Origin of the sequence: Kiloniella majae, assembly GCF_002118315.1 — a bacterium.
Classification (GTDB): Bacteria; Pseudomonadota; Alphaproteobacteria; order Kiloniellales; family Kiloniellaceae; genus Kiloniella; species Kiloniella majae.
Window position 1 is genome coordinate 1 of record NZ_MTSZ01000003.1, and the last position, 19,718, is coordinate 19,718.

Sequence of the window (19,718 nt, forward strand, 5' to 3'; positions counted from 1 at the left end):
GACTACGCTTTACTCGCTCTTTCTTTGAAGGTCCCATCATAAGTCTCCAATATGTAAACTTATTTCAGGACGCGACAGAGCTTAGAAAAAAGCCAAATTATTTCTTCTCTCCTTTTAATCGTCTCTATGATTCTTTAGAGAGAGAAGGCAAGATAATAGATCAGCCATGTAACTTTTCCCGATACACTAAAACTTCAGATAGCTCGGAAATAACGGCATCATTTTTTCTGATCAATTTGAATTCGAGTAACCACGTGATAGGGAATTGTTTTTATCAATTTCTTGTTGTGACACTGGGACTCCTTCGGGTTCGGGAAATTGATGTTGATAGTGGTGTTTATTTTCATGCTAAAGATTTGGAAGCTCTTAACGTGCTCTATGATAAACGATTGCCTATTGGTGCAAACCTAGATGAGGTGGAATTATTTCTTCAAGAGTTCTACGCGAATTGAACCAAAAAGATCTGAAAAATAGCTACAAATCCCGTCCCATAGAATAGAACTCATCGTTGGGGCGCATGGAGGTGAACTTGGCCATGCGGTTGCTTAGGCCGAAGAGAGCGGTTATGGCGGCGATGTTCCAGATATCTTCATCCGTGAAGCCATGGGCTTGGAGCTTTTCAAAATCCTCGTCGTTTGTTGCCAGGGCATTGCCATTTCCCTCATTGACAGTATATGGCGAGAGTACGTATTCAATTTCCCTGAGAAGCCCTGGAAATATTTTGTACGCCATTGCAAACTCATCATCGAAACTACATCTTAAAGTTAAGATTAATTGATCTAGCACTATCGGAGAGATGTGTTATGAGACTTAATGCAGCCGTGTGGGTATCGGGCCTCGTCACCATCGCCGTAATCGTATTCACTTACTTAATCATGACAGGGGAGAGAGGCCTTTCCAGGTCATCTGCACCAATGCGTGTTCTTGACATAACGCGTCTCAGTGATGAAAGAGTTCAACGTTTGGGCTGGTCTCCAGATAAGCTTACTACCGTCTTTGATCATGTCGCAACACTCAGTACCGATAGTTTCGTCATTGTTACGAACAATGAAGTCGTAGGTGCATTCGGTGATCTCTCAAAACCATATGCCACCCACTCAATGCGTAAGTCTTTCCTCAGCGCTCTTGTTAGTCAGCACCTTGGCAAGGAACAAGGGTATATTAACTTAGACGCTACACTGCAGGAGTTGGAGATTGATGATACCCCCTCGCCACTTACGCCCCTTCAGAAGAAAGCTACAGTATTAAATCTACTCAGAAGCGTTTCAGGCATCAATCACCCTGCGGCGGCCTCGGGTGGATTGCAAGCTGACATAAACAAACGATTGGGCCATTCAGAGAACAAACCTGGTACAGTATGGGCTTATAATAACTGGGATTATAATGCCTTAACGACGATTTTTGAAGATAGCACTGGCTTAGGAATAGCAACGGCTTTCAAAGAGGGTATTGCCAAACCTACAGGGATGAAGGACTTCGATGTTTCGGCAGTATCTTATGTCGTTGATACAGACATATCTATGCATAAGGCTGCAGCTTTCCGTATGTCGGCCCGGGACCTTGTTAAGTTTGGGCGGCTTTTCCTCAACAATGGTCGGGTGAATGATCGACAGATTTTACCAGCAAGCTGGGTAGATCGCGCAACAAAAGACTACACCGTCACTGGAATGAGCGGCCTGAGATGGGCGCATGGGTATTTATGGTGGGTTCCTGGTCCTGAAACAGACTTGCCAGAAGGATCGTTTTGGGCTTGGGGGCTTGGAAATCAGGCTCTTTTTGTTGTGCCTGCATGGGACACGGTAATCGTTCATCAATCAGATTCTACCGAATTTTTAAAACGCTTCCTGCCAATGATCGAGGCTGGTGGTCATGAAGGAGAAAAAGCTCTCGAGAAGCTCATTCTGTCATGCCGGGATAGCGACAACAGCAAGAGCGAATATTGCATCGAACATCGTTTTATCACTCGGCGTGAGTTTAACACGCTTATTTCTCTCATTGTACAGGCACATACTTAACCCTTTTTCATGATGGAGGAATATGCACAGGAGCCTGTATAAGATAAAGAGTTTCTAAACAATGTCTTGTTTTAGCTAATCTCCCTAGCTGTGAGCATCTTTCCGTACATTTAGCTCTAGAGCGGGAAAGCTATATATCCCGCCCCATAGCATAGAACTCGTCATTCGGGCGCATGGAGGCGAAATTGGCCATGCGGTTGCTCAGGCCGAAGAGGGCGGTTATGGCGGCGATATCCCAGATGTCTTCATCGGTGAAGCCGTGGGCTTGAAGCTTTTCAAAATCCTCGTCGTTGGTTGACTGGGCATTGTTGGAGACCTTGAGGGCAAAATTCAGCATTGCCATTTCTCTTGGGGAGATATCAGCTTTGCGATAGTTGGTGGCGATTTGGTCGGCAATCAGGGAGTTTTTCGCCCGAATACGTAGAACCGCGCCATGGGCGACAACACAGTATTGGCAGGCATTGTCGCTGGAGGTTGCGACGATGATCATCTCTCGATCTGCTTGGCTCAGGTTGCTCTCTTTATTCATCAAGGCATCATGATAGGCAAAGAAGGCGCGGAATTCTTCCGGTCGGTGGGCGAGCACCAGAAATACGTTGGGAATAAAGCCTGCTTTTTCCTGAACGGCCAAAATCTTCTCTTTGATATCATCAGGAAGCGCATTCAATTCTGGCACGGGATAGCGGCTAATCGGGTGAGAAGACATTGATCTGTTTCCTTATTGAAGTGTGCGTTCGAGCAGAGAAGAGAGGATTGAGAGTGAAGAAGTGCGTGCTGTTGGTATCAGCTAAAAAAGCCCGACATGAATGCCGGGCTTTCGTAACTTTAGCTAGGCCTCAGTCTTAATCTCTGAAGTTTTCGAATTGTAGGGGCTGTTCGATGTTCAGTTCCTTAAGCATGGCGATGGCACCCTGAAGGTCGTCGCGTTTTTTACCGGTTATGCGGACTTCATCGCCCTGAACGGCCGCTTGTACTTTGAGTTTGGACTGTTTAACGGCAGTGGTGATCTTTTTGGCCAGTTCGCGGTCAATGCCTTGTTTCAGCGTGATGTGCTGACGAACCATGTTACCGGATGCAGCTTCTTCTTTGCCAAAGTCCAGTGCCGCGGCGTCGATACCGCGGCGGGTAACATGACCTTTCAGCAGTTCTTGCATTTGGGTCAGTTTCAAATCGTCATCGGCCAGAATGGTGATGACCTCGCCTTCAATGGTGATTTCACAGCTAGAGCCTTTGAAATCGTAGCGTTGGGTGACTTCCCGACGCACACCATCAAGCGCGTTGTTGACTTCTGGCATATCGGTTTTGGAGACGATATCAAATGATGGCATCGTGAATTCTTCCTTATTTATTGCTGTCAGTATTTACTGATATTTGACGTTATAGTGTGTTTTAAAGCGCGAGCAGTGGGGCAAAACAAATCCCCGTACCGTCGGCATGCTATGTGTGATCACAAAGCAGAATAGCCGAACTGTACGGGGGTTAAAATATAAAAGTCTTCACTTTAACAGCTTGGATCGTTTGTTAGATAACGGCCCGGACGGATGAAAGGAAACTGTTTACCTCGGTGTTGAGAACCTCGCCCTGCTTTGCAAGCTCGGCAGAGGCGGTTAAGACGTCTTTTGATGCATGACCAGTTTCGACAGCACCTTGGGTTACCTTTTGGATATTGCTGGTGACTTCTGTCGTTCCGGCAGAGGCTTCGTCTACGTTGCGAGCGATTTCTCGTGTCGCGGCTCCCTGTTCTTCGATAGCGGCGGAAATGGCGGTGAAGCTTTCATTGATCTGCTCAATAACCGATTTGATTTTATCCACGGCAGCAACTGCATTGTTGGTGGCGTCCTGTACGCCTGAAATCTGTTGTGCGATTTCTTCGGTAGCTTTGGCCGACTGGTTAGCGAGGTTCTTTACCTCTGAAGCGACCACCGCAAAACCTTTCCCTGCCTCGCCGGCGCGTGCGGCTTCGATGGTTGCGTTGAGGGCAAGCAGGTTGGTTTGCTCGGCAATATCCTTGATCAGGTGCATCACTTCACCAATTTTTTGTGATGAATCTGACAGTGTTGAAATCATGGTCGCAGTTGCCTGTGCCTCTTTGACAGCCTCAATCGACACGCCAGAAGATTGAAGAACCTGCTGGTTGATTTCATTGATAGCACCGGACAGCTGATCCGCGGCCGAGGCAACGGTCTGGACGTTAACCGAAGCTTCTTCGGCTGCGGCGGCAACCACCGTGGCCTGTTCGCTTGTTTGGCTGGCTGTGCTGGTCATGGTCTCTGACGTGGCATTTAGCTCTGTCGAGGCTGAGGAGACAGTAGATACAATCGATCCCATCGAGGTTTGGAATTGATCGATAATATCAGAGAAAGTAGTGACCCTGGTCTCCATAGAATCCATAGCCTGATTGATGGTTCTACTGGCGACACCAAAGGATCCGACCATGCCCTTTTCGGCAATACGGCGATAGTATTTATTCTGACTGGCATATTCCAGCGAAGCCGTTGCTTCGCGCATAAAAGCATCTGTACGGTCAATCATCAGGTTGACTGCGTGCATGACTTCTGCGGTTTTACCTTTTGATTTTATGTTGGTAATTCTGGCTTCGAAATCACCGTTGGAAACGGCGGTGCATACATCCAGTATTTGCTGCAGCTCTTTGTCGGAACATTTTCCAAACATAACCTTACCCCGCTTTCCGCATGATTTTTGCAATAAATTCGTTATAGGCCAGCCCTTGATCCTGCAGGACACTGGCCAATTTGTTATAGGAATTTTCCAACCCGGTTTTTCTGTCCGATTTTTGTTCAATCGCCAGAAGTTCCCGGTATAGGGGGATAATTGTTTCATCCAGAATGGATCGATCCGGGACCCGCCGGTTGGAATGATATCCTGTAATTTTCCCTTGGGCATTCCTGCTGGGGGTAACATGGGCTATGACCCAGTAATGATCACCGTTTTTGGCACGGTTTTTTACGTAGGCGAATATCTCTTGCTGATTCTGCAAGGTATCCCACAAGAGCTTGAAAACTGATCGCGGCATATCAGGGTGACGAATTAGGCTGTGAGGCTGACCCAAGACGTCTTGTTCCTTGTAATCAGCGATGGCCAGGAAAGTTTGATTGGCATAGGTGATGCGGCCTTTCAGGTCGGTTTTGCTGACGATTATGTCATCATCGGCAAAAAAACGTTCCTTATTTGTAATGGGCAAATTCTTCATTTGGACCTCGGCAAAGGGGTGGCAAAAATAGTGTAAGATCCAGTCGTACTGCGAGCACTAAAGTGAACGATTCGTTACGTTCAGTTTTCCTGGTTTAACGCACTTAGGTTTTGGTACCGCACATGTTAAGATTTTATGAAAAAAAGTCATGATTTCACATATATTTTTATGTATAAAAAGGTATATGTGAAATATGGGTTTTCTGCGATTTTCGACCCTTCTTTTCCACGAAAAGAATAGCCTGTAATCCCTTAATAAATAACTACTTAAGGGAGAAATGTTATTGTTACAATCCCTTTTTAATTGTTTTTCGCGTTTTGCGGGTGCAGATTTTTACACAGAAATCTGATAGGGTTCTCAAAACTCGAAAAGGGGCTGATTTTGTTTAGGTGTTTTTTTCTCGTAAAGCGTTCTTTAAAACTGATTGCTTTTCTTGGTTCTCTTGTTCTGTTTTTTCCAGATGCGCCGTCTGCGGCCCCGAGCCTTTTGATTGAATCCGGTGATAATTATGTGGGGGATCTGGATGCGTTAGTTGAAAAGCGTACTATCCGTGTTCTGGTAAATTACAGCCCGACAAACTTCTTTATAGCTGACGGAAAACCACGCGGATTTGAATATGATTTGATGGAAGAGTTCCGTCAGTCGCTTCAAAAGCAAATCCCCAAAGATAAGTGGCCCATCGTTTTCATCTATAAACCTGTGGCTTTTGGCGATCTTCTTCCATTACTCGAAGCAGGTTACGGTGACATTGCTGTTGGAGGCCTGACCATTACCAAAGAGCGCAGGGAAAGTATCGACTTTACCAAGCCCTATTTGCAAAATGTTGCCGAAATTATTGTTGGAAGAGCTGATTTTCCTGCGATTGATAAGCTGGAAGATCTGTCCGGAAATGCCATTTTTATCAACCCGGAGAGTAGCTTTGCCGAGCATCTCGCGTTGATTAACCAAGATTTTGACAAGCGCGGTCTTTCACCTATCAAGATGATTCCTGCGAATACAAAATTAACCGATGAAGACATTTTACAGATGGTGAATTCGGGGATTGTTGATTTTACCATTGCCGACCTGCATGTTGCTCAAAATTGGGCGGAAATTCTGCCAAATTTGAGAGTTTATGAAGACATCACGATCCGAGACGACGGTAAACTTGCATGGGCCATTCGCAAAGATAGCCCACAATTGATGACGGCGATAAACAAATCAATGAAATCTGTGAAGAAGGGGAGCTTGCTCGGAAATATTTACTTCAAAAAATATTTTGAGCAAACAAAGTGGATCGAGAATCCTCTTCATAGCGGGGAGAGTAAAAAGCTGAAAACCAAGCGGAAGCTTTTTGAAAAATACGGTCTGGAGTACGGTATAGATTGGCTTGCACTTGCCGCACTCGGTTATCAGGAATCAAGGCTGGATCAATCCGTCAAAAGCGATGCCGGGGCGATTGGTATAATGCAGGTTTTGCCAACAACGGCAGCCGGGAACCCGATTAATATCACGAATGTTGATGATATTGACGGTAATATTCATGCTGGTGCAAAATATCTTGCTCATCTGCGTGATGTTTATTTTGATGATCCTGATATTGCTGACGATGACCGTCTGGACTTTATGCTCGCGGCTTATAATGCGGGGCCAAACAAGGTTCAGTCCATGCGGGAGCAGGCTGCAAAAGAAGGGTTAAACCCTAACAAGTGGTTTTCCAATGTCGAGCAAATTGCGCGTAAGATTATCGGGCGCGAAACCGTAGATTATGTGGCGAATATTACAAAATACTACAGCGCCTATCGGCTTGCCTTTGACTATCATGTCAGTGATCTGGCCAAAGATTAGACGTTTGTGCGCTATTAGAATTCTAGTCGTTTAAAACCGTGGGCCAGTTATTGTCGCCTTTTTGGATGTTGCCCGTAATATCTCGTTCCCATCGACTTTGAATATCAGCGCTATAGTTTAAATAGAGTTTATTATCGACAATTTTCCAGGCATGGGGATCTGTCGAGGCTGTATCTCCCTGTGCCACTGCCCAAGCGCAATAGCCGCCGTACTGTGGGGCAAAGGTCTCTGGCATTGCGATAAAGGTATCCAGATTTTCCTTGCTGGAGAAGTACCAGGTTGCCCCCATCCACTCAGTTTTGTGATCTTTGGATCCTTCTACCGGCTTGCCCGCTTTAAAATAGGCGACGGGATCATAGCCATTAATCGCAACAGAAGAGAGAAAGCTGGTGTAAACCGGGTCCTGCGCGGCATAGGACCTTGTCGGCACCGACATAAGAAAGGCCGCAGCAAACCCTGAACCTGTGACTTTCAGGAAATGGCGTCTGTTTATATCGTGGGAACGAGGCATTGTTTCTTCTCCTATTATCTTTGCTAACAAGATAAGTGGTGTCTGGATAAAGTACATATCACATTTCGTTGAGTAGCGGCTGTCGTGTGAGGATTTTTGGGACAAGATATTGTGTAGGGTATTCCCGATAATCTGTTCATGTACATCAATTTTTTTAATCCTGCTCTCTATACGGATCAGTCCGATTTGATTTAATGTCGGGGATCATAATTGGGCAGAAAGATTTAAGAATGACAAATCAGAGAAAACGGTTACGTGATCTAGGGATAACAGTTGGTGATTTGCCTGTTGGTTCCCTGAATGCAATCACCGATGTTCCTGGTCTTGAAGTCGGGCACTGTTCCGTTCTGAAAGATAGCCCATCAATCTTGCGCACGGGCGTAACGGCGATCTTGCCGCTGGGGAAAGAAAAGCTCTGGAGTCATGGTGTCTTTGCCGGATCAAGTGTCTTTAATGGTTATGGGGAAATGACGGGACGGGGTTGGTTGGAAGAAGCCGGACAACTGTCGTCTCCTATTCTTTTGACGTCTTATTACGGGGTCGGCGCGGTTCACCGGGGAATCAGTCAGCTTTGTGATGACAAGGACACGCATAGTGGTACGCACCCGATTGTAGCTGAGACCTGGGATGGGTGGTTGAGTGATCCCAACGCCTTTGCTTTGACCACCCAGCATGTTGCCCATGCCATGGATGATGCTCATTCTGGTTCTGTGGAAGAGGGGTGTGTCGGTGGTGGAACGGGTATGGTTTGTCATGATTTCAAGGCGGGGATAGGGACGTCTTCTCGAAAGGTGAACATCTTGGGCGAAACCTATACCGTTGGTGTGCTGGTACAGGCGAATTATGGCGACCGTAAAGATTTTCGTGTTAACGGTGTTCCGGTTGGCGAGCAAATACCGAGCTCGGAAGTTCCTGTGCCAGATCATAAAAGAGTTCCCCATGTCGAAGATGGGTCAATCATTATCGTTGTCGCAACCGATGCGCCACTTTCATCCAAACAGTGTGATCGTCTTGCCCGACGAGCTACATTGGGATTAGGGCGAACAGGCGGTTTTGGTCATAACGGCAGTGGCGATTATGCCATCGCTTTCTCTACGGGGAATATTTTAAAGTTGCGCGAAGAGGGGATGCACGAAGGTTTAAAGATTATTCCAGAGAAAGACACCAATGTGCTTTTCCACGGCGTGGTTGAGGCCACCGAGGAAGCTATCGTTAATTCTCTATGCAAGGCGACAACGACCATTGGCTATAAAGGGCGAGTTGTTCATGAGCTACCGCTAGAGCGACTTGCAGAGATTTTGAAATGATTTTTACGCTATAAGTATATGGTTAAAAAGATAATTTATAGAAATAGGGTCATTAAAAGTCAGTAAAACTGTCATCATCAGTTGATATCGATTCTCACCATGAAAAAGTAAATATTTTGATTACATTGTGAGAGTATTATGTTTACCGCTATAAAATCCCGAATTGATATCAAACTGATTATCGCTTTGATCACGGTGCTTGTGCCCTTGATGGCTGGACTGCTTTTCGGTTTTGAGCTTCTGATGAAAACCATCATGCAGAAAGAAGAGGCCCGTACCCAGCTTTTACGTGAAATGAATCAGACATTGCGGGCAGAAATTACAGACCTGCAAACAAGTTATCTTTCCATCGGGACCCATCTTGAAGTTAATGCCTCGAAAGAAATCGAAAACTGGGCTCTGTCTCAAGGGGCAAGCGTAACAATTCATGATGGACGTAATGGCATTAAGGCGCGTTATAAAAAAAGAAATCAGCGCAGAGATCTGTCCAAGAACGGTTTCTTTGTTATTGATGAAGGCGTAGGGAAACCTGCCGTGTCTCTGGGTGTTTTCGCCAGCAATAAATATCAGGACAAGGTAAAGGAATTTCGTTTTGACAGCCTTTCTGTTGCAGATATTGAGGGGGAAGTAGCGAGAATTTCTCAGGAAAATTCCGGTGACGATGCTTTGGGGCGCAAGGTTTTGTCCCTCAAGGGAATATTGGCGGATGCGACATTAGAAGCGGAACAGAAACGGATTGCTATTCTTGAGCATGTCGATGTTATTCGTGAAAAAGACGAAGAAGTAAAAGCTTTTGCTGATTTGGCATTTTTCATCTCAATTGGCCTCGGTAGTGTGGCGGTTATTTTGATTCTCGGTGTTATCTTTGGCGTAAATCGTAGTCTGGTAACCAAATCTCTGGTTCGCTTGCAAACAGCGGCTCGGGAAGTTGCTGATGGTGGAGATGTGAACTTACGCGAGACTGGCCGTGTTGATGAAATCGGCTCTCTTGCTCGCGGGATTGAACGTTTTCAACAGGCTAGAGAGGAAGCTGCTGTTCTGCGTGAAGAAAATGAGAGAGAGCGTTTACGTAATCAAAAGGCTGTTGAAGACAGACTTATCAATGTGGCATCACAACTTGAAAGTGGTATGAACTCCAGCGTGAAAAGCGTTACTTTGCATGCGGATGATCTTGCCGTTATGTCCGATCAGCTACAAAACTTTGCGACGAACACCAACCAACAAGCCGGTGAAACAATCGAACTGGCAGATATCAATGCCAAAATGGCTGGTGAAATCAGGGAGCTTTCCGAAGATCTCATATCCTGTAGCTCGGAAATGTCGGAAGCTGTTGATCAGCAGATCAAGCTGACATCTTTGGCAACGAGAGATACTAAAGAGGCACATTCCACCGTTGAAGATCTTTATGAAACGGCTAATCAGGTGGAAGAAATTATTGAGATGATTCAAAAGATTGCCGGACAAACACACTTGTTGGCTTTGAACGCAACCATTGAAGCCTCGCGCGCCGGGGTGGCGGGGGCGGGTTTTGCTGTAGTGGCTGAAGAAGTCAAAAAGTTGTCTGCAGAAACATCACAGGCCACAGATGCAATTGCTGTCAGGGTTAAATCTATTCGTGATGTATCCGAGCAAGCCGCACAGGGCATTACCACTATCGAAGGGCGTATCAATCAGGTGGATCAATCAATGCGTGGCCTGGTGCAACTGTTTGAAGCGCAGTCAAATGCATCGAACGGGATCGCCCGCTTTGTTAAGGACTCTGTGGAAAATGCCAACAAAGTATCCGGCAGTACGGCAGCCATGCGGGATGCTTCTCGAACCACTGGGGATGCAACTGATAAATTGATGAAGACTTCTGATATGATCAAGTCAGCCTTAGGTCATATGCAGAACGACCTAAGGCTTATTCTAAACGCGGCATCATCGCCTGTTTAGAGATTTTGTTTGCACTAAATTCAACTTAATGTGGAATAGGTTATTGGCGTCATATATCCTCTCTAAATAATCATAAAATTTAGGGAGCGATATCATGGACCTCAAACTTGGACCTATTTTGAATTTGAGAACAGCAGAGGACGACTTTTGGGATCTGTCGATATTGGTTGTTTCTAAGACATCGACCGCAGACTTGGTCTTCAATCTGGAAAAAGGGAAATGTGTATCTCGTTCTACATTGTATGAAACAAAAGGCTTTGTTGCATCGCGGTTTGATATTCGTGTGCTACGCGAAAATGATCCTATAGAGGTTAAGTATTTTATTGGGTTTGATTTTTGGATGTTCAGTGTTCCTGCCCGCGATACTGATCCTCAAATGACCTTTCTTTCCTGTAATGGTTTTTCTTCCCCGAGTGAAATCAAAAAAGTGGATGATAAAAATGCTATGTGGAAGACCCTGCTCTTTCAGCATCGGGTGACGCCTTATAATTTGATGATTATGGGCGGTGATCAGGTCTATGCCGATGAAATCTGGGAACGGTGTTCCGAGATTAAAAAGTGGGTTGAATTACCGAGGGGTGAACGCAGAAAACGTAAATTTACCGCTGTGATGCGGGATCAGGTCGATCGTTTCTATTTTGATCTCTATTGTCAGCGGTGGAAACAGCCTGTTGTGGCTGAGGCGCTCGCCTCTATCCCCACCATTATGATGTGGGACGATCATGATATCTTCGATGGTTGGGGGTCCTATGCTGTCGAAGATCAGGAGTGCGAGGTTTATCAGGGAATCTTTAGTATAGCGCGTAAGTATTTTGGCCTGTTCCAACAGCAACTATCAATATCAGAGAACGAAAAGCATCCCGCATCTTTGCCGACCAAAGGTTTTTCGACGATCCACCAGACTGGAAATTATCTGGTGCTTGCATTGGATGCTCGAACGGAAAGAACACAAAAGCAAGTTCTCTCTCGGGAAAGTTGGGATTTGATTTGGCAATATCTTGATGGCTTGAAGTCTGTTGGCGAGGGGGGACCAAGGCATTTGCTCTTTGTCTCTCCAGTGCCTGTCGTACACGCGGATTTTGGGTCTATTGAAAGTCTCATGGGGTGGTTGCCGGGTGAGCAAGAACTGGAAGATGATTTAAGAGATCACTGGCAAAGCCCTAATCATCGTGCAGAGCGTTTGCGGATGATTCATCGATTACTTGGACTCATGACTGATAAGTCTTGTCGTGTGACCATTCTTTCTGGCGATGTGCACGTTGCTTGTCTGGGCGTTATTGAAAGCGAGCGGGGAGAACCTGCCTCTGGGCGATCAAAGGTTATAAACCAGCTCACAGCCTCTGGAATTGTTCATCCTTCCCCACCAAAGCTGATGGGGTGGTTGTTAACGCAATTAAGCGATGAAGTTGAGCCGATTGAGCAAGGCATTACAGCACGGATGATGGAGTTACCAACACAGCGAAGAAAATATATGCTTGCCCGGAATTTCCTGAGCCTGGAACCGGATAAGGAAAATCGCTTGTGGGCGAACTGGTATGTCGAAGGCTTGGATACCCCTGTTACAAAAGTAATCCATGCTATTGAGTGATATGTATTTAACTGATTGGCCTACAGGTTTTAAACTGTGCGAGTGACGTACTCTTCGATCATGGGATGAGCTGGACGTTTTTGATAACCTTGCTCAGTAATGCCTCGAAGGATGAAATCAGCTGTTGTCCGGTTACAGGCAACAGGTGTCTCATAAAGGGTAGAAATTCTAATCAGGGCTTTGACATCAACATCGTGTGGCTGTGGAGTCATGGGGTCGACAAGAAAGAATAGCGCATCCAGTTCGTCGTTGGAAATGAGCGCACCAATTTGCAGATCGCCGCCAAGTGGCCCGCTTTTAAAGGCCGTTATGTCATGCTCAGGAAGGTTTTCTGCCAACAAGCGGCCTGTTGTTCCCGTTGCAACAATGCGAAACTCTTTAAGCTGTTCTTGGTTTTCGTCGGCCCATTCTAAAAGAATTGGTTTCATTCGGTCGTGGGCAACCATTGCAATTGTGCGTTTGGGACTGTTGGCGGAACTGCTGGACATTATTATCTCCTTGTTTGTTGGGGATAATATCGCGTTAATAGAGACCATTGTCCAAGGAATTTTGCGAAGAAGTCAACCAGTCTCGCACACGTTCCGCCTGTGGGCTTAGCGGTTTATGGTTCGGCCATAAAACCCAAAAGTCTCCACCAAAGTGAACTGGCTTATCATCCAGCTTTACCAACAGACCGTGTTCTACGAGATGGTCAACCAGATGCCACCAACCCAGGGCAATACCACCACCAGCCAGTGCTGCTTGGATAACTAGGGCGTAGTCATTCAGGCGTAAACCCTCGCCGTAATCTTTCCAGACCAACCCCTTTGCCTGAAACCATGTGTTCCAGTTTGGGCGGTCACGGTAAGGTTCTTCAAGATATATCAAGCGCCGTGCAGCTAACTCAACCGCGTCTTTCGGACGCCCGTTTTCAGAAAGATACCGAGGGCTGGCAACAGGGTATACTTCTTCACTGGCGATTTGAATGGCATCGTGACCGGGCCAATCGCCTGTGCCGCGTCGTATGCCCAGTGGAATCCCTTCGATTGCTGGGTCTATGTCCTTATCAGTGGTTTGTAATCGCAGATCAATTTCAGGGTTCTTGGCCCGGAGTGTGCCTAGTCTTGGCACGATCCAATAGTTGGCAAAGGCCGTTGAGCAAGAAAGCGTTATGCTGCCTTCACTATCCGAACGCGAGAGCTCTTCGGCAGAACGGTGAATATGGCCAAGACCCATGGTCACATCGTTGTGAAAGCGTTTACCCGCATTTGTCAGTTCAACCGAGCGATGCCCACGATAAAAAAGCTGCACATTCAATGCACTTTCAAGCTGTTTGATCGCGTAGCTTATCGCGGCTTGGCTGACATTGAGTTCTTCTGCAGCCCGGGCAAAGGATAAGTGCCTGCCTGCTGCTTCAAACGAGAAGAGGGACGCTGGAGATTGGATAAGTGATTTTAATTTTCGCATAAATTAAACTTAGCCTAAGAATAAGATTTTTAGTCAGTCACAACTATATTGCATAAGTATACCATATGCCTATTCCTATTATTCTCGGAAGAAAGTAAGGCAATGGAACAGTCGGTTGATCGTGTTGATAGTAATGAGCATCGCGTAGGAAGAGCTCGAAATCGCGGACGTGCTGCCAGACAAGCAAGTCGAATGGATGGGGCAGGGCAGAATTCGCATCTGCAGACTCCCTTCATAAGTCGTAACATTCCAACCTATGATCTGCTCAATGAAGAGAATCTGATAAAAATCGAGAAAGCCGCAGATACTATTCTGGCAGAGATAGGTATTGAGTTTCGAGAAGATCCCGAAACAGTAGAGCTATTTCGAAAAGCGGGCGGACAAGTCACAGATATTTCTGCGGACGCCTGGAATATCAAATTCGAACCCGGCATGATCCGCGAGCTTCTCAAAACGGCCCCCGAGCGTTTTACACAACATGCGAGAAATCCGGCGCAATCAGTGGAAATCGGTGGTGATGCAATGGTTTTTGCCCCGGCATATGGTTCACCTTTTGTGATGGATATGGATAAGGGGCGGCGTTATGGAACCCTTGATGATTTTGAAAATTTTGTGAAATTGGCACAATCCAGCCCATGGCTTCACCATTCCGGAGGAACGATCTGTGAGCCAACGGACATCCCCGTGAACAAACGGCATTTGGATATGGTTTATGCGCATATTCGCTATTCTGATCGACCGTTTCTGGGGTCGATCACGGCCCCTGAACGCGCTGAAGATAGCATTGAAATGTGCCGCATTCTGTTTGGCCCCGAGTTTGTTGATCAGAACTGTGTGATCATGGGGAACTTTAACTCTACATCGCCCTTGGTTTGGGATGGAATTTCAACCCAAGGCATTCGGGCTTACGCCGCCGCTGGCCAAGGCTCCATCCATTTGCCGTTTTTGCTTGGTGGGGCTGTCTGCCCGGTGACAATGCCAGGCGCGGTGGCGCAAGGCTTGGCTGAGTCCATGGTCGGATGCGCTTTGACACAACTTGTCAGACCCGGTGCCCCGGCCATTTTGGCTTCTTTCTTGTCGTCCATGTCTCTGAGATCCGGTAGCCCGACTTTTGGAACGCCAGAACCGGCGCTGGGGAGCCTGGTCATGGGACAGTTGGCGCGTCGATTGAAATTACCTTTGCGTTGTGCGGGTAATTTCGCGACGTCAAAACTACCCGATGGTCAGGCTATGGTACAGGCCATGATGTCGATGATGTCTGCGGTACAGGGCGGGGTGAATTACGTATTGCATTCTGCGGGATTCCTCGATGGTTTGCTTTCAATGTCCTATGAGAAGTTCATTATGGATACCGATCTTTGCGGGGCATTACACGCTTACCTCAAAGGCCTTGAAATCAATGATGACACCTTGGGGATCTCTTCTTTGCGTGAAGGGGGGCCGGGACAGCATATGTTTGGCACGGCGCATACGCTTTCTCATTATGAAACGGCATACTGGGATACAGAGCTCAACGATGATCAGCCATTCGAAAGCTGGAGCGAGCAGGGCGGGGATGATGCAATGGTCCGCGCCAATCGCAGATGGAAAAAGATATTGGCAGATTATCAGGCGCCGCATTTGGCCGAAGATACAGACAAAGCACTGCTTGATTTTATGAACCGACGGAAAACTGAAATGAAAGATGCCTGGTATTAGAGGTTACTTTGTCAAATTGGATGGAAGTTGGGGAATTGATAAGGCCTGGTCATGAAAATCACAGATATTAAAGTCACTCATGTAAATGTACCTTTTGATGCGCCTTTCTGGTGGACAGCGGGGCTTTATCCCGGGGCATCAAAATCGATCATCGAAGTTTTCACCGACGAAGGTGTTGTCGGGCTGGGCGAAGCACCGTGGTGGCATTTTGGTGAGATTATCAAGGAAGAGATTGCCCCAGCTCTTATCGGCGCTGATCCATTGGATATTGCCAATTGTGAAGCGCGTTGTGTGCCGCCGTGGCAGATAACGGCAAATACAGGCGAAAACGCAATCTCAATTGCTTTTGGTGCGTTGGAACTGGCACTTTGGGATATTCGCGGAAAAGTCATGAATATGCCGCTCTATAAATTATTAGGTGGGGCAATCCGGAAAGAAATTCCCTTCACCGAGTATTTTGCTTTTCGGCCAGAAAATAATAGTGCTGGAGGGGAAATGACCCCCGAGGCCATTGTTGATTACTGTCTGAAGATGAAGGAAGAACACGGTTCTAGTTATTTTGAGGGTAAGCTTATTCAGGGAGATCCCGAGCTTGAAATCAAGACTGTGCGTCTTTTGAGAGAAGCACTTGGGGCTGATGCCATGTTGCGTCTTGATTCGAATATGCAATGGTCGTTAACAACGGCACGTTGGGTCTTGAGAGAGCTTGAGCCCTATAACATCCGGAACTATGAAGACCCCGTTGCGACCTTTGAGGAAATGGCCGAATTGCGTCGTCATTCGATTATTCCGTTTTCGACTCACGTGCCGGATTTGCGGCGTGCAGTTGCTCTGGGCGCACCTGATTATTTTGTTTGTAATTTTGCTGCGCTTGGTGGCATTGGGAAAACAATGAAGTTCATTGCAGCCTGCGAAGCAATGGGCAAAGGCTTTTGGTGTTATTCAAATGATTTGGGTATTATGACTGCGGCCTATCTGCATGTTGTTGCCGCAACACCGTGGATCACAGAACCTTCTCAATCGCTGTTTCGCTGGCAAATTGGAGATGTTATTGAAAATGGCCCCTTCCGACAGACAAATAACACCATAGCAGTACCGGAAGGACTTGGCTTGGGCGTAGAGCTGGATCCAGAAGCGATGAAGCGCTGGCATGGGCACTTTGTTGAACATGGCCCCATGAGCCATTTTAACGATCCAGATAATCCCGGTCTGTTTCGTCAATTGCCGCTTAATTAACCAATTGAGCTGGGTAAAAAACGTCTGCCAAGCTTCAGCTTTGATATAACCTTAATGAAAACTCCGGACAGAAAAACAGGTAAAAGCCAGATAAAACTGAACCGGAACAAGAATAAACAGGAGAGAGAAATGGCCAGTAATGATCCTTTGTTGCAGCCCTACAAGCTGAAGCATTTGACAATCAAAAACCGGATCATGACCACAAGCCATGAACCAGCTTACCCCGAAGACGGAATGCCCAAGGACCGTTACCGTGCCTATCATGAAGAGCGGGCAAAAGCAGGAGTTGGTATGACCATGACTGCGGGGTCGGCCGCCGTATCCCGTGATAGTCCGCCTGTGTTCAATAATGTGTTGGCTTACAAGGACGAGGTTGTCCCCTGGATGAAAAAAGTTACGGATGCATGTCATGAACATGGATGTGCCGTGATGATCCAGCTGACGCATTTGGGACGTAGAACAGGATGGAACAAAGGGGATTGGTTACCAGCCGTTGCACCATCGCACCACCGTGAAGCTTCGCACCGAGCTTTCCCGAAACAGATGGAAGACTGGGATATCCTTCGAATTATTGAGGATTATGCAGATGCGGCAGAACGAATGAAAGCTGCCGGACTGGATGGCATTGAACTGGAAGCCTATGGTCATCTGATGGATCAGTTCTGGTCGCCGCGCACCAATACACTGGATGGTGAGTATGGCGGATCGCTGGAAAACAGAATGCGGTTTTCGCTCAATGTGCTTGAAGCTATTCGAAAGCGTGTAGGCGACAAGTTTATTGTTGGTATTCGTTATACCGCGGATGAAGCGGACAAGGATGGAATATCTGTTGTAGAAGGAATTGAAATTTCAAAGCGTTTACAGCGTTCTGGGATGGTCGATTTTCTCAACGTTATTCGCGGGCATATTGATACAGATCCCGGCCTAACAGATGTCATTCCCGTACAGGGAATGAAATCAGCACCTCATCTGGATTTTGCCGGGGAAGTTAAAAAAGCCACAGGCATGCCAACCTTTCATGCTGCCCGTATTCCCGATGTTGCGACAGCGCGTTATGCAGTTGCCGAAGGGCTTTTGGATATGGTTGGCATGACCCGTGCTCACATGGCTGATCCACATATTGTAAAAAAAATCATGGCGGGTCGCGAAGATGATATTCGCCCATGTGTTGGGGCGACCTATTGTCTGGATCGCATTTATCAAGGCGGAGATGCCTTGTGCATACACAACGCGGCGACGGGTCGGGAGCTGACAATGCCCCACGATATTCCGCCCGCTGATCAAAAACGTAAAGTTGTCATCGTCGGGGCAGGGCCTGCGGGGCTAGAGGCTGCGCGTGTTTCTGCTGAACGTGGGCATGACGTCGTTGTCTTTGAAGCTGCCCCGGAACCGGGAGGGCAAATTCGTTTGTCTGCGCAAAGTCAACGGCGGGCCGAGATGATTTCGATCATTGATTGGCGCATGGCGCAATGTGCTGCGCGGGATGTCGAGTTTCGATTTAACACTTGGGCAGAGGCTATAGATATTGAGGCGGAAAATCCGGACGTTGTCATTATTGCAACGGGTGGCTTACCCCATACAGAAGTTTTGAAAAGTGGTAATGAATTGGTGGTTTCCAGCTGGGATATCATTGCCGGTGATGTTAAGCCGGGACAGGATGTGTTGGTCTATGACGATGCTGGGGATCATGCTGGATTGCAGGCCGCGGAAGTCATTGCAAATACGGGTGCAAAAGTTGAAATTATGACACCGGACCGTAGTTTTGCACCTGATGTGATGGCAATGAATCTGGTCCCTTATATGCGGTCGATGCAAGAAAAGGACGTGACCTTTACCGTTACCTATCGCTTGAAGGATGTCGAGCGGAATGGCAACCGACTACGGGCCAAAATTGGTACTGATTATAGCGATCTAATCAAAGAAAAAAACTATGACCAGATTGTTGTCAATCATGGAACTATTCCGATGGATGAGATCTATTTTGATCTTAAACCTCGGTCAGTAAATCTTGGTGAGCTTGACCACAAAGCCTTTATTTATGGGCACCCACAAAGAATTGCCACCAATGCGGATGGCAAGTTTCAGCTGTTCAGAATTGGTGATGCGGTTGCCGCGCGAAATACCCATGCGGCGATCTACGATGCGCTCAGGCTCGCAAAAGATTTATAAGGAAAATTATACGCTTAGGGATCTACCGATTTATCCTGTTTGAGCTTCTCGTGGATAACATTTTGGGCTGATTCCAAGTGTTTTACGAGGAGCTCTTTTGCCTTGTCTCCATCGCGGTCGATACAAGCTGTAATCAGTTGTTGGTGTTCTGCATTGCTTCGGGTTTGAGATGATGGTTCTTTTAGGCTCAATCTCAAATAGCGTTCTGATGTTGTAAAGAGAATGGTTTGAAATTTATACCCGATGGTTTCTTTGGCGCCAGATAGAATGATTTCGTGAAACTGACGGTTAAGCTCGCCCAGTTCTTTCTGGTTTGTTGACTGAGCTTCGCGGGTAATCAGATTTTGCGCGCCACTTAAATCTTCATCCGTAAGGTTCGGGATTGATAGCTGTAACAAATGCGGCTCGATCACTTTTCTAAGTTCAAAGATTTCAATCATTTCCCGAATTGAACCGGGAAGAACCCGTGCGCCTCTGTTCCGCTCAAAGCTAATAAGGTTTTCACCTTCCAATGTTCGTAAAGCTTCTCTGACCGGGATTTTGCTGACGCCCATTGAATCGGCGGCTGTATCTTGCCGGACGAGGCTGTGCGGGGGCAGGGTGCCTGAGATAATCGCTTCACGTAGGACGTTGGCGACAAAAACAGGAGTCGATACCTGCTCATCAGTAAAACGAGAGACGATGCTTTTTAAGTCGCTGTGATCACTAGTCATAGAGTGTTTTTATCAAACCTTCTCGTTTGAAATGCTTTGGTAGCCTTATCGGACTATAATAC

At 46.8% G+C, this 19,718-nt stretch carries 18 protein-coding genes; 9 read left to right on the forward strand and 9 right to left on the reverse strand.

The features are described from left to right. A partial coding sequence (locus tag BKB51_RS20970) for a hypothetical protein (protein ID WP_218044003.1) occupies positions 1–452 on the forward strand: 452 nt, incomplete at its 5' end. A gap of 22 nt (positions 453–474) precedes the next feature. Here the strand turns inward: BKB51_RS20970 and BKB51_RS20885 are convergent. Next, on the reverse strand, positions 475–732 hold the full coding sequence (locus tag BKB51_RS20885) for a carboxymuconolactone decarboxylase family protein (protein ID WP_198946697.1): 258 nt from the start codon (positions 730–732) through the stop codon (positions 475–477). A 71-nt stretch (positions 733–803) separates the two neighbouring features. On the opposite strand from BKB51_RS20885, the gene BKB51_RS09525 reads away from it, so the two are divergent. Continuing rightward, positions 804–2,015, forward strand: a complete 1,212-nt coding sequence (locus tag BKB51_RS09525; RefSeq protein ID WP_085900879.1) for a serine hydrolase domain-containing protein — start codon at positions 804–806, stop codon at positions 2,013–2,015. 130 nt (positions 2,016–2,145) lie between these two features. Here the strand turns inward: BKB51_RS09525 and BKB51_RS09530 are convergent, their stop codons facing one another. The 4 genes from BKB51_RS09530 to BKB51_RS09545 form a co-directional block, all read right to left on the reverse strand. Further along, on the reverse strand, positions 2,146–2,721 hold the full coding sequence (locus BKB51_RS09530) for a peroxidase-related enzyme (RefSeq protein ID WP_085900880.1): 576 nt from the start codon (positions 2,719–2,721) through the stop codon (positions 2,146–2,148). A 136-nt stretch (positions 2,722–2,857) separates the two neighbouring features. Beyond that, positions 2,858–3,343: a YajQ family cyclic di-GMP-binding protein gene (locus BKB51_RS09535; protein WP_085900881.1), complete on the reverse strand. Its 486-nt coding sequence runs from the start codon at positions 3,341–3,343 to the stop codon at positions 2,858–2,860. Between the two features lie 193 nt (positions 3,344–3,536). Further along, positions 3,537–4,688: a methyl-accepting chemotaxis protein gene (locus BKB51_RS09540; RefSeq protein ID WP_085900882.1), complete on the reverse strand. Its 1,152-nt coding sequence runs from the start codon at positions 4,686–4,688 to the stop codon at positions 3,537–3,539. Between the two features lie 4 nt (positions 4,689–4,692). Beyond that, positions 4,693–5,226: a PAS domain-containing protein gene (locus tag BKB51_RS09545; RefSeq protein WP_085900883.1), complete on the reverse strand. Its 534-nt coding sequence runs from the start codon at positions 5,224–5,226 to the stop codon at positions 4,693–4,695. Between the two features lie 381 nt (positions 5,227–5,607). Between BKB51_RS09545 and BKB51_RS09550 the strand changes: the two genes are divergently transcribed. Beyond that, entirely contained in the window at positions 5,608–7,053 is a 1,446-nt protein-coding gene (locus BKB51_RS09550; RefSeq protein ID WP_158090190.1) for an MltF family protein, read from the forward strand. 22 nt (positions 7,054–7,075) lie between these two features. Here the strand turns inward: BKB51_RS09550 and BKB51_RS09555 are convergent, their stop codons facing one another. Further along, entirely contained in the window at positions 7,076–7,564 is a 489-nt protein-coding gene (locus tag BKB51_RS09555) for a YHS domain-containing (seleno)protein (protein WP_085900885.1), read from the reverse strand. Between the two features lie 230 nt (positions 7,565–7,794). Here BKB51_RS09555 and BKB51_RS09560 point away from each other — a divergent pair, with 230 nt between their 5' ends. The 3 genes from BKB51_RS09560 (at position 7,795) to BKB51_RS09570 (ending at position 12,394) form a co-directional block, all read left to right on the forward strand. Continuing rightward, a complete protein-coding gene (locus tag BKB51_RS09560; RefSeq protein ID WP_085900886.1) occupies positions 7,795–8,871 on the forward strand; it encodes a DmpA family aminopeptidase in 1,077 nt (358 codons plus the stop codon). 138 nt (positions 8,872–9,009) lie between these two features. Then, on the forward strand, positions 9,010–10,806 hold the full coding sequence (locus BKB51_RS09565) for a methyl-accepting chemotaxis protein (protein ID WP_085900887.1): 1,797 nt from the start codon (positions 9,010–9,012) through the stop codon (positions 10,804–10,806). A 94-nt stretch (positions 10,807–10,900) separates the two neighbouring features. Next, positions 10,901–12,394, forward strand: a complete 1,494-nt coding sequence (locus BKB51_RS09570; RefSeq protein WP_085900888.1) for an alkaline phosphatase D family protein — start codon at positions 10,901–10,903, stop codon at positions 12,392–12,394. A 29-nt stretch (positions 12,395–12,423) separates the two neighbouring features. Here the strand turns inward: BKB51_RS09570 and BKB51_RS09575 are convergent, their stop codons facing one another. Continuing rightward, the gene (locus BKB51_RS09575; RefSeq protein ID WP_085900889.1) at positions 12,424–12,882 is read right to left on the reverse strand and encodes a methylglyoxal synthase; all 459 of its coding nucleotides are present in this window, start codon (positions 12,880–12,882) and stop codon (positions 12,424–12,426) included. 34 nt (positions 12,883–12,916) lie between these two features. Beyond that, complete coding sequence (locus BKB51_RS09580; RefSeq protein ID WP_085900890.1) at positions 12,917–13,840, reverse strand: LysR substrate-binding domain-containing protein; 924 nt, start codon at positions 13,838–13,840, stop codon at positions 12,917–12,919. A gap of 102 nt (positions 13,841–13,942) precedes the next feature. Between BKB51_RS09580 and BKB51_RS09585 the strand changes: the two genes are divergently transcribed. The 3 genes from BKB51_RS09585 to BKB51_RS09595 all read left to right on the forward strand — a co-directional run bounded on the left by BKB51_RS09585 (position 13,943) and on the right by BKB51_RS09595 (position 18,943). Further along, on the forward strand, positions 13,943–15,538 hold the full coding sequence (locus BKB51_RS09585; RefSeq protein ID WP_085900891.1) for a trimethylamine methyltransferase family protein: 1,596 nt from the start codon (positions 13,943–13,945) through the stop codon (positions 15,536–15,538). Positions 15,539–15,589: 51 nt separating this feature from the next. Next, positions 15,590–16,774 carry a mandelate racemase/muconate lactonizing enzyme family protein gene (locus BKB51_RS09590; protein ID WP_085900892.1) on the forward strand — a complete coding sequence of 395 codons (1,185 nt, stop codon included), beginning with the start codon at positions 15,590–15,592 and terminating at the stop codon, positions 16,772–16,774. A gap of 129 nt (positions 16,775–16,903) precedes the next feature. Then, complete coding sequence (locus BKB51_RS09595; protein ID WP_085900893.1) at positions 16,904–18,943, forward strand: NADH:flavin oxidoreductase; 2,040 nt, start codon at positions 16,904–16,906, stop codon at positions 18,941–18,943. A gap of 14 nt (positions 18,944–18,957) precedes the next feature. Here BKB51_RS09595 and BKB51_RS09600 read toward each other — a convergent pair whose 3' ends face one another. Next, positions 18,958–19,656, reverse strand: a complete 699-nt coding sequence (locus BKB51_RS09600; protein WP_085900894.1) for a GntR family transcriptional regulator — start codon at positions 19,654–19,656, stop codon at positions 18,958–18,960. Positions 19,657–19,718 lie beyond the last annotated feature (62 nt).

Bases quoted from the DNA above. Each gene is read 5' to 3' on its own strand.
- BKB51_RS20885 (WP_198946697.1), bottom strand. From the start codon at position 732: ATGGCGTACAAAATATTTCCAGGGCTTCTCAGGGAAATTGAATACGTA.
- BKB51_RS09525 (WP_085900879.1), top strand. From the start codon at position 804: ATGAGACTTAATGCAGCCGTGTGGGTATCGGGCCTCGTCACCATCGCC.
- BKB51_RS09530 (WP_085900880.1), bottom strand. From the start codon at position 2,721: ATGTCTTCTCACCCGATTAGCCGCTATCCCGTGCCAGAATTGAATGCG.
- BKB51_RS09535 (WP_085900881.1), bottom strand. From the start codon at position 3,343: ATGCCATCATTTGATATCGTCTCCAAAACCGATATGCCAGAAGTCAAC.
- BKB51_RS09540 (WP_085900882.1), bottom strand. From the start codon at position 4,688: ATGTTTGGAAAATGTTCCGACAAAGAGCTGCAGCAAATACTGGATGTA.
- BKB51_RS09545 (WP_085900883.1), bottom strand. From the start codon at position 5,226: ATGAAGAATTTGCCCATTACAAATAAGGAACGTTTTTTTGCCGATGAT.
- BKB51_RS09555 (WP_085900885.1), bottom strand. From the start codon at position 7,564: ATGCCTCGTTCCCACGATATAAACAGACGCCATTTCCTGAAAGTCACA.
- BKB51_RS09560 (WP_085900886.1), top strand. From the start codon at position 7,795: ATGACAAATCAGAGAAAACGGTTACGTGATCTAGGGATAACAGTTGGT.
- BKB51_RS09565 (WP_085900887.1), top strand. From the start codon at position 9,010: ATGTTTACCGCTATAAAATCCCGAATTGATATCAAACTGATTATCGCT.
- BKB51_RS09570 (WP_085900888.1), top strand. From the start codon at position 10,901: ATGGACCTCAAACTTGGACCTATTTTGAATTTGAGAACAGCAGAGGAC.
- BKB51_RS09575 (WP_085900889.1), bottom strand. From the start codon at position 12,882: ATGTCCAGCAGTTCCGCCAACAGTCCCAAACGCACAATTGCAATGGTT.
- BKB51_RS09580 (WP_085900890.1), bottom strand. From the start codon at position 13,840: ATGCGAAAATTAAAATCACTTATCCAATCTCCAGCGTCCCTCTTCTCG.
- BKB51_RS09585 (WP_085900891.1), top strand. From the start codon at position 13,943: ATGGAACAGTCGGTTGATCGTGTTGATAGTAATGAGCATCGCGTAGGA.
- BKB51_RS09590 (WP_085900892.1), top strand. From the start codon at position 15,590: ATGAAAATCACAGATATTAAAGTCACTCATGTAAATGTACCTTTTGAT.
- BKB51_RS09595 (WP_085900893.1), top strand. From the start codon at position 16,904: ATGGCCAGTAATGATCCTTTGTTGCAGCCCTACAAGCTGAAGCATTTG.
- BKB51_RS09600 (WP_085900894.1), bottom strand. From the start codon at position 19,656: ATGACTAGTGATCACAGCGACTTAAAAAGCATCGTCTCTCGTTTTACT.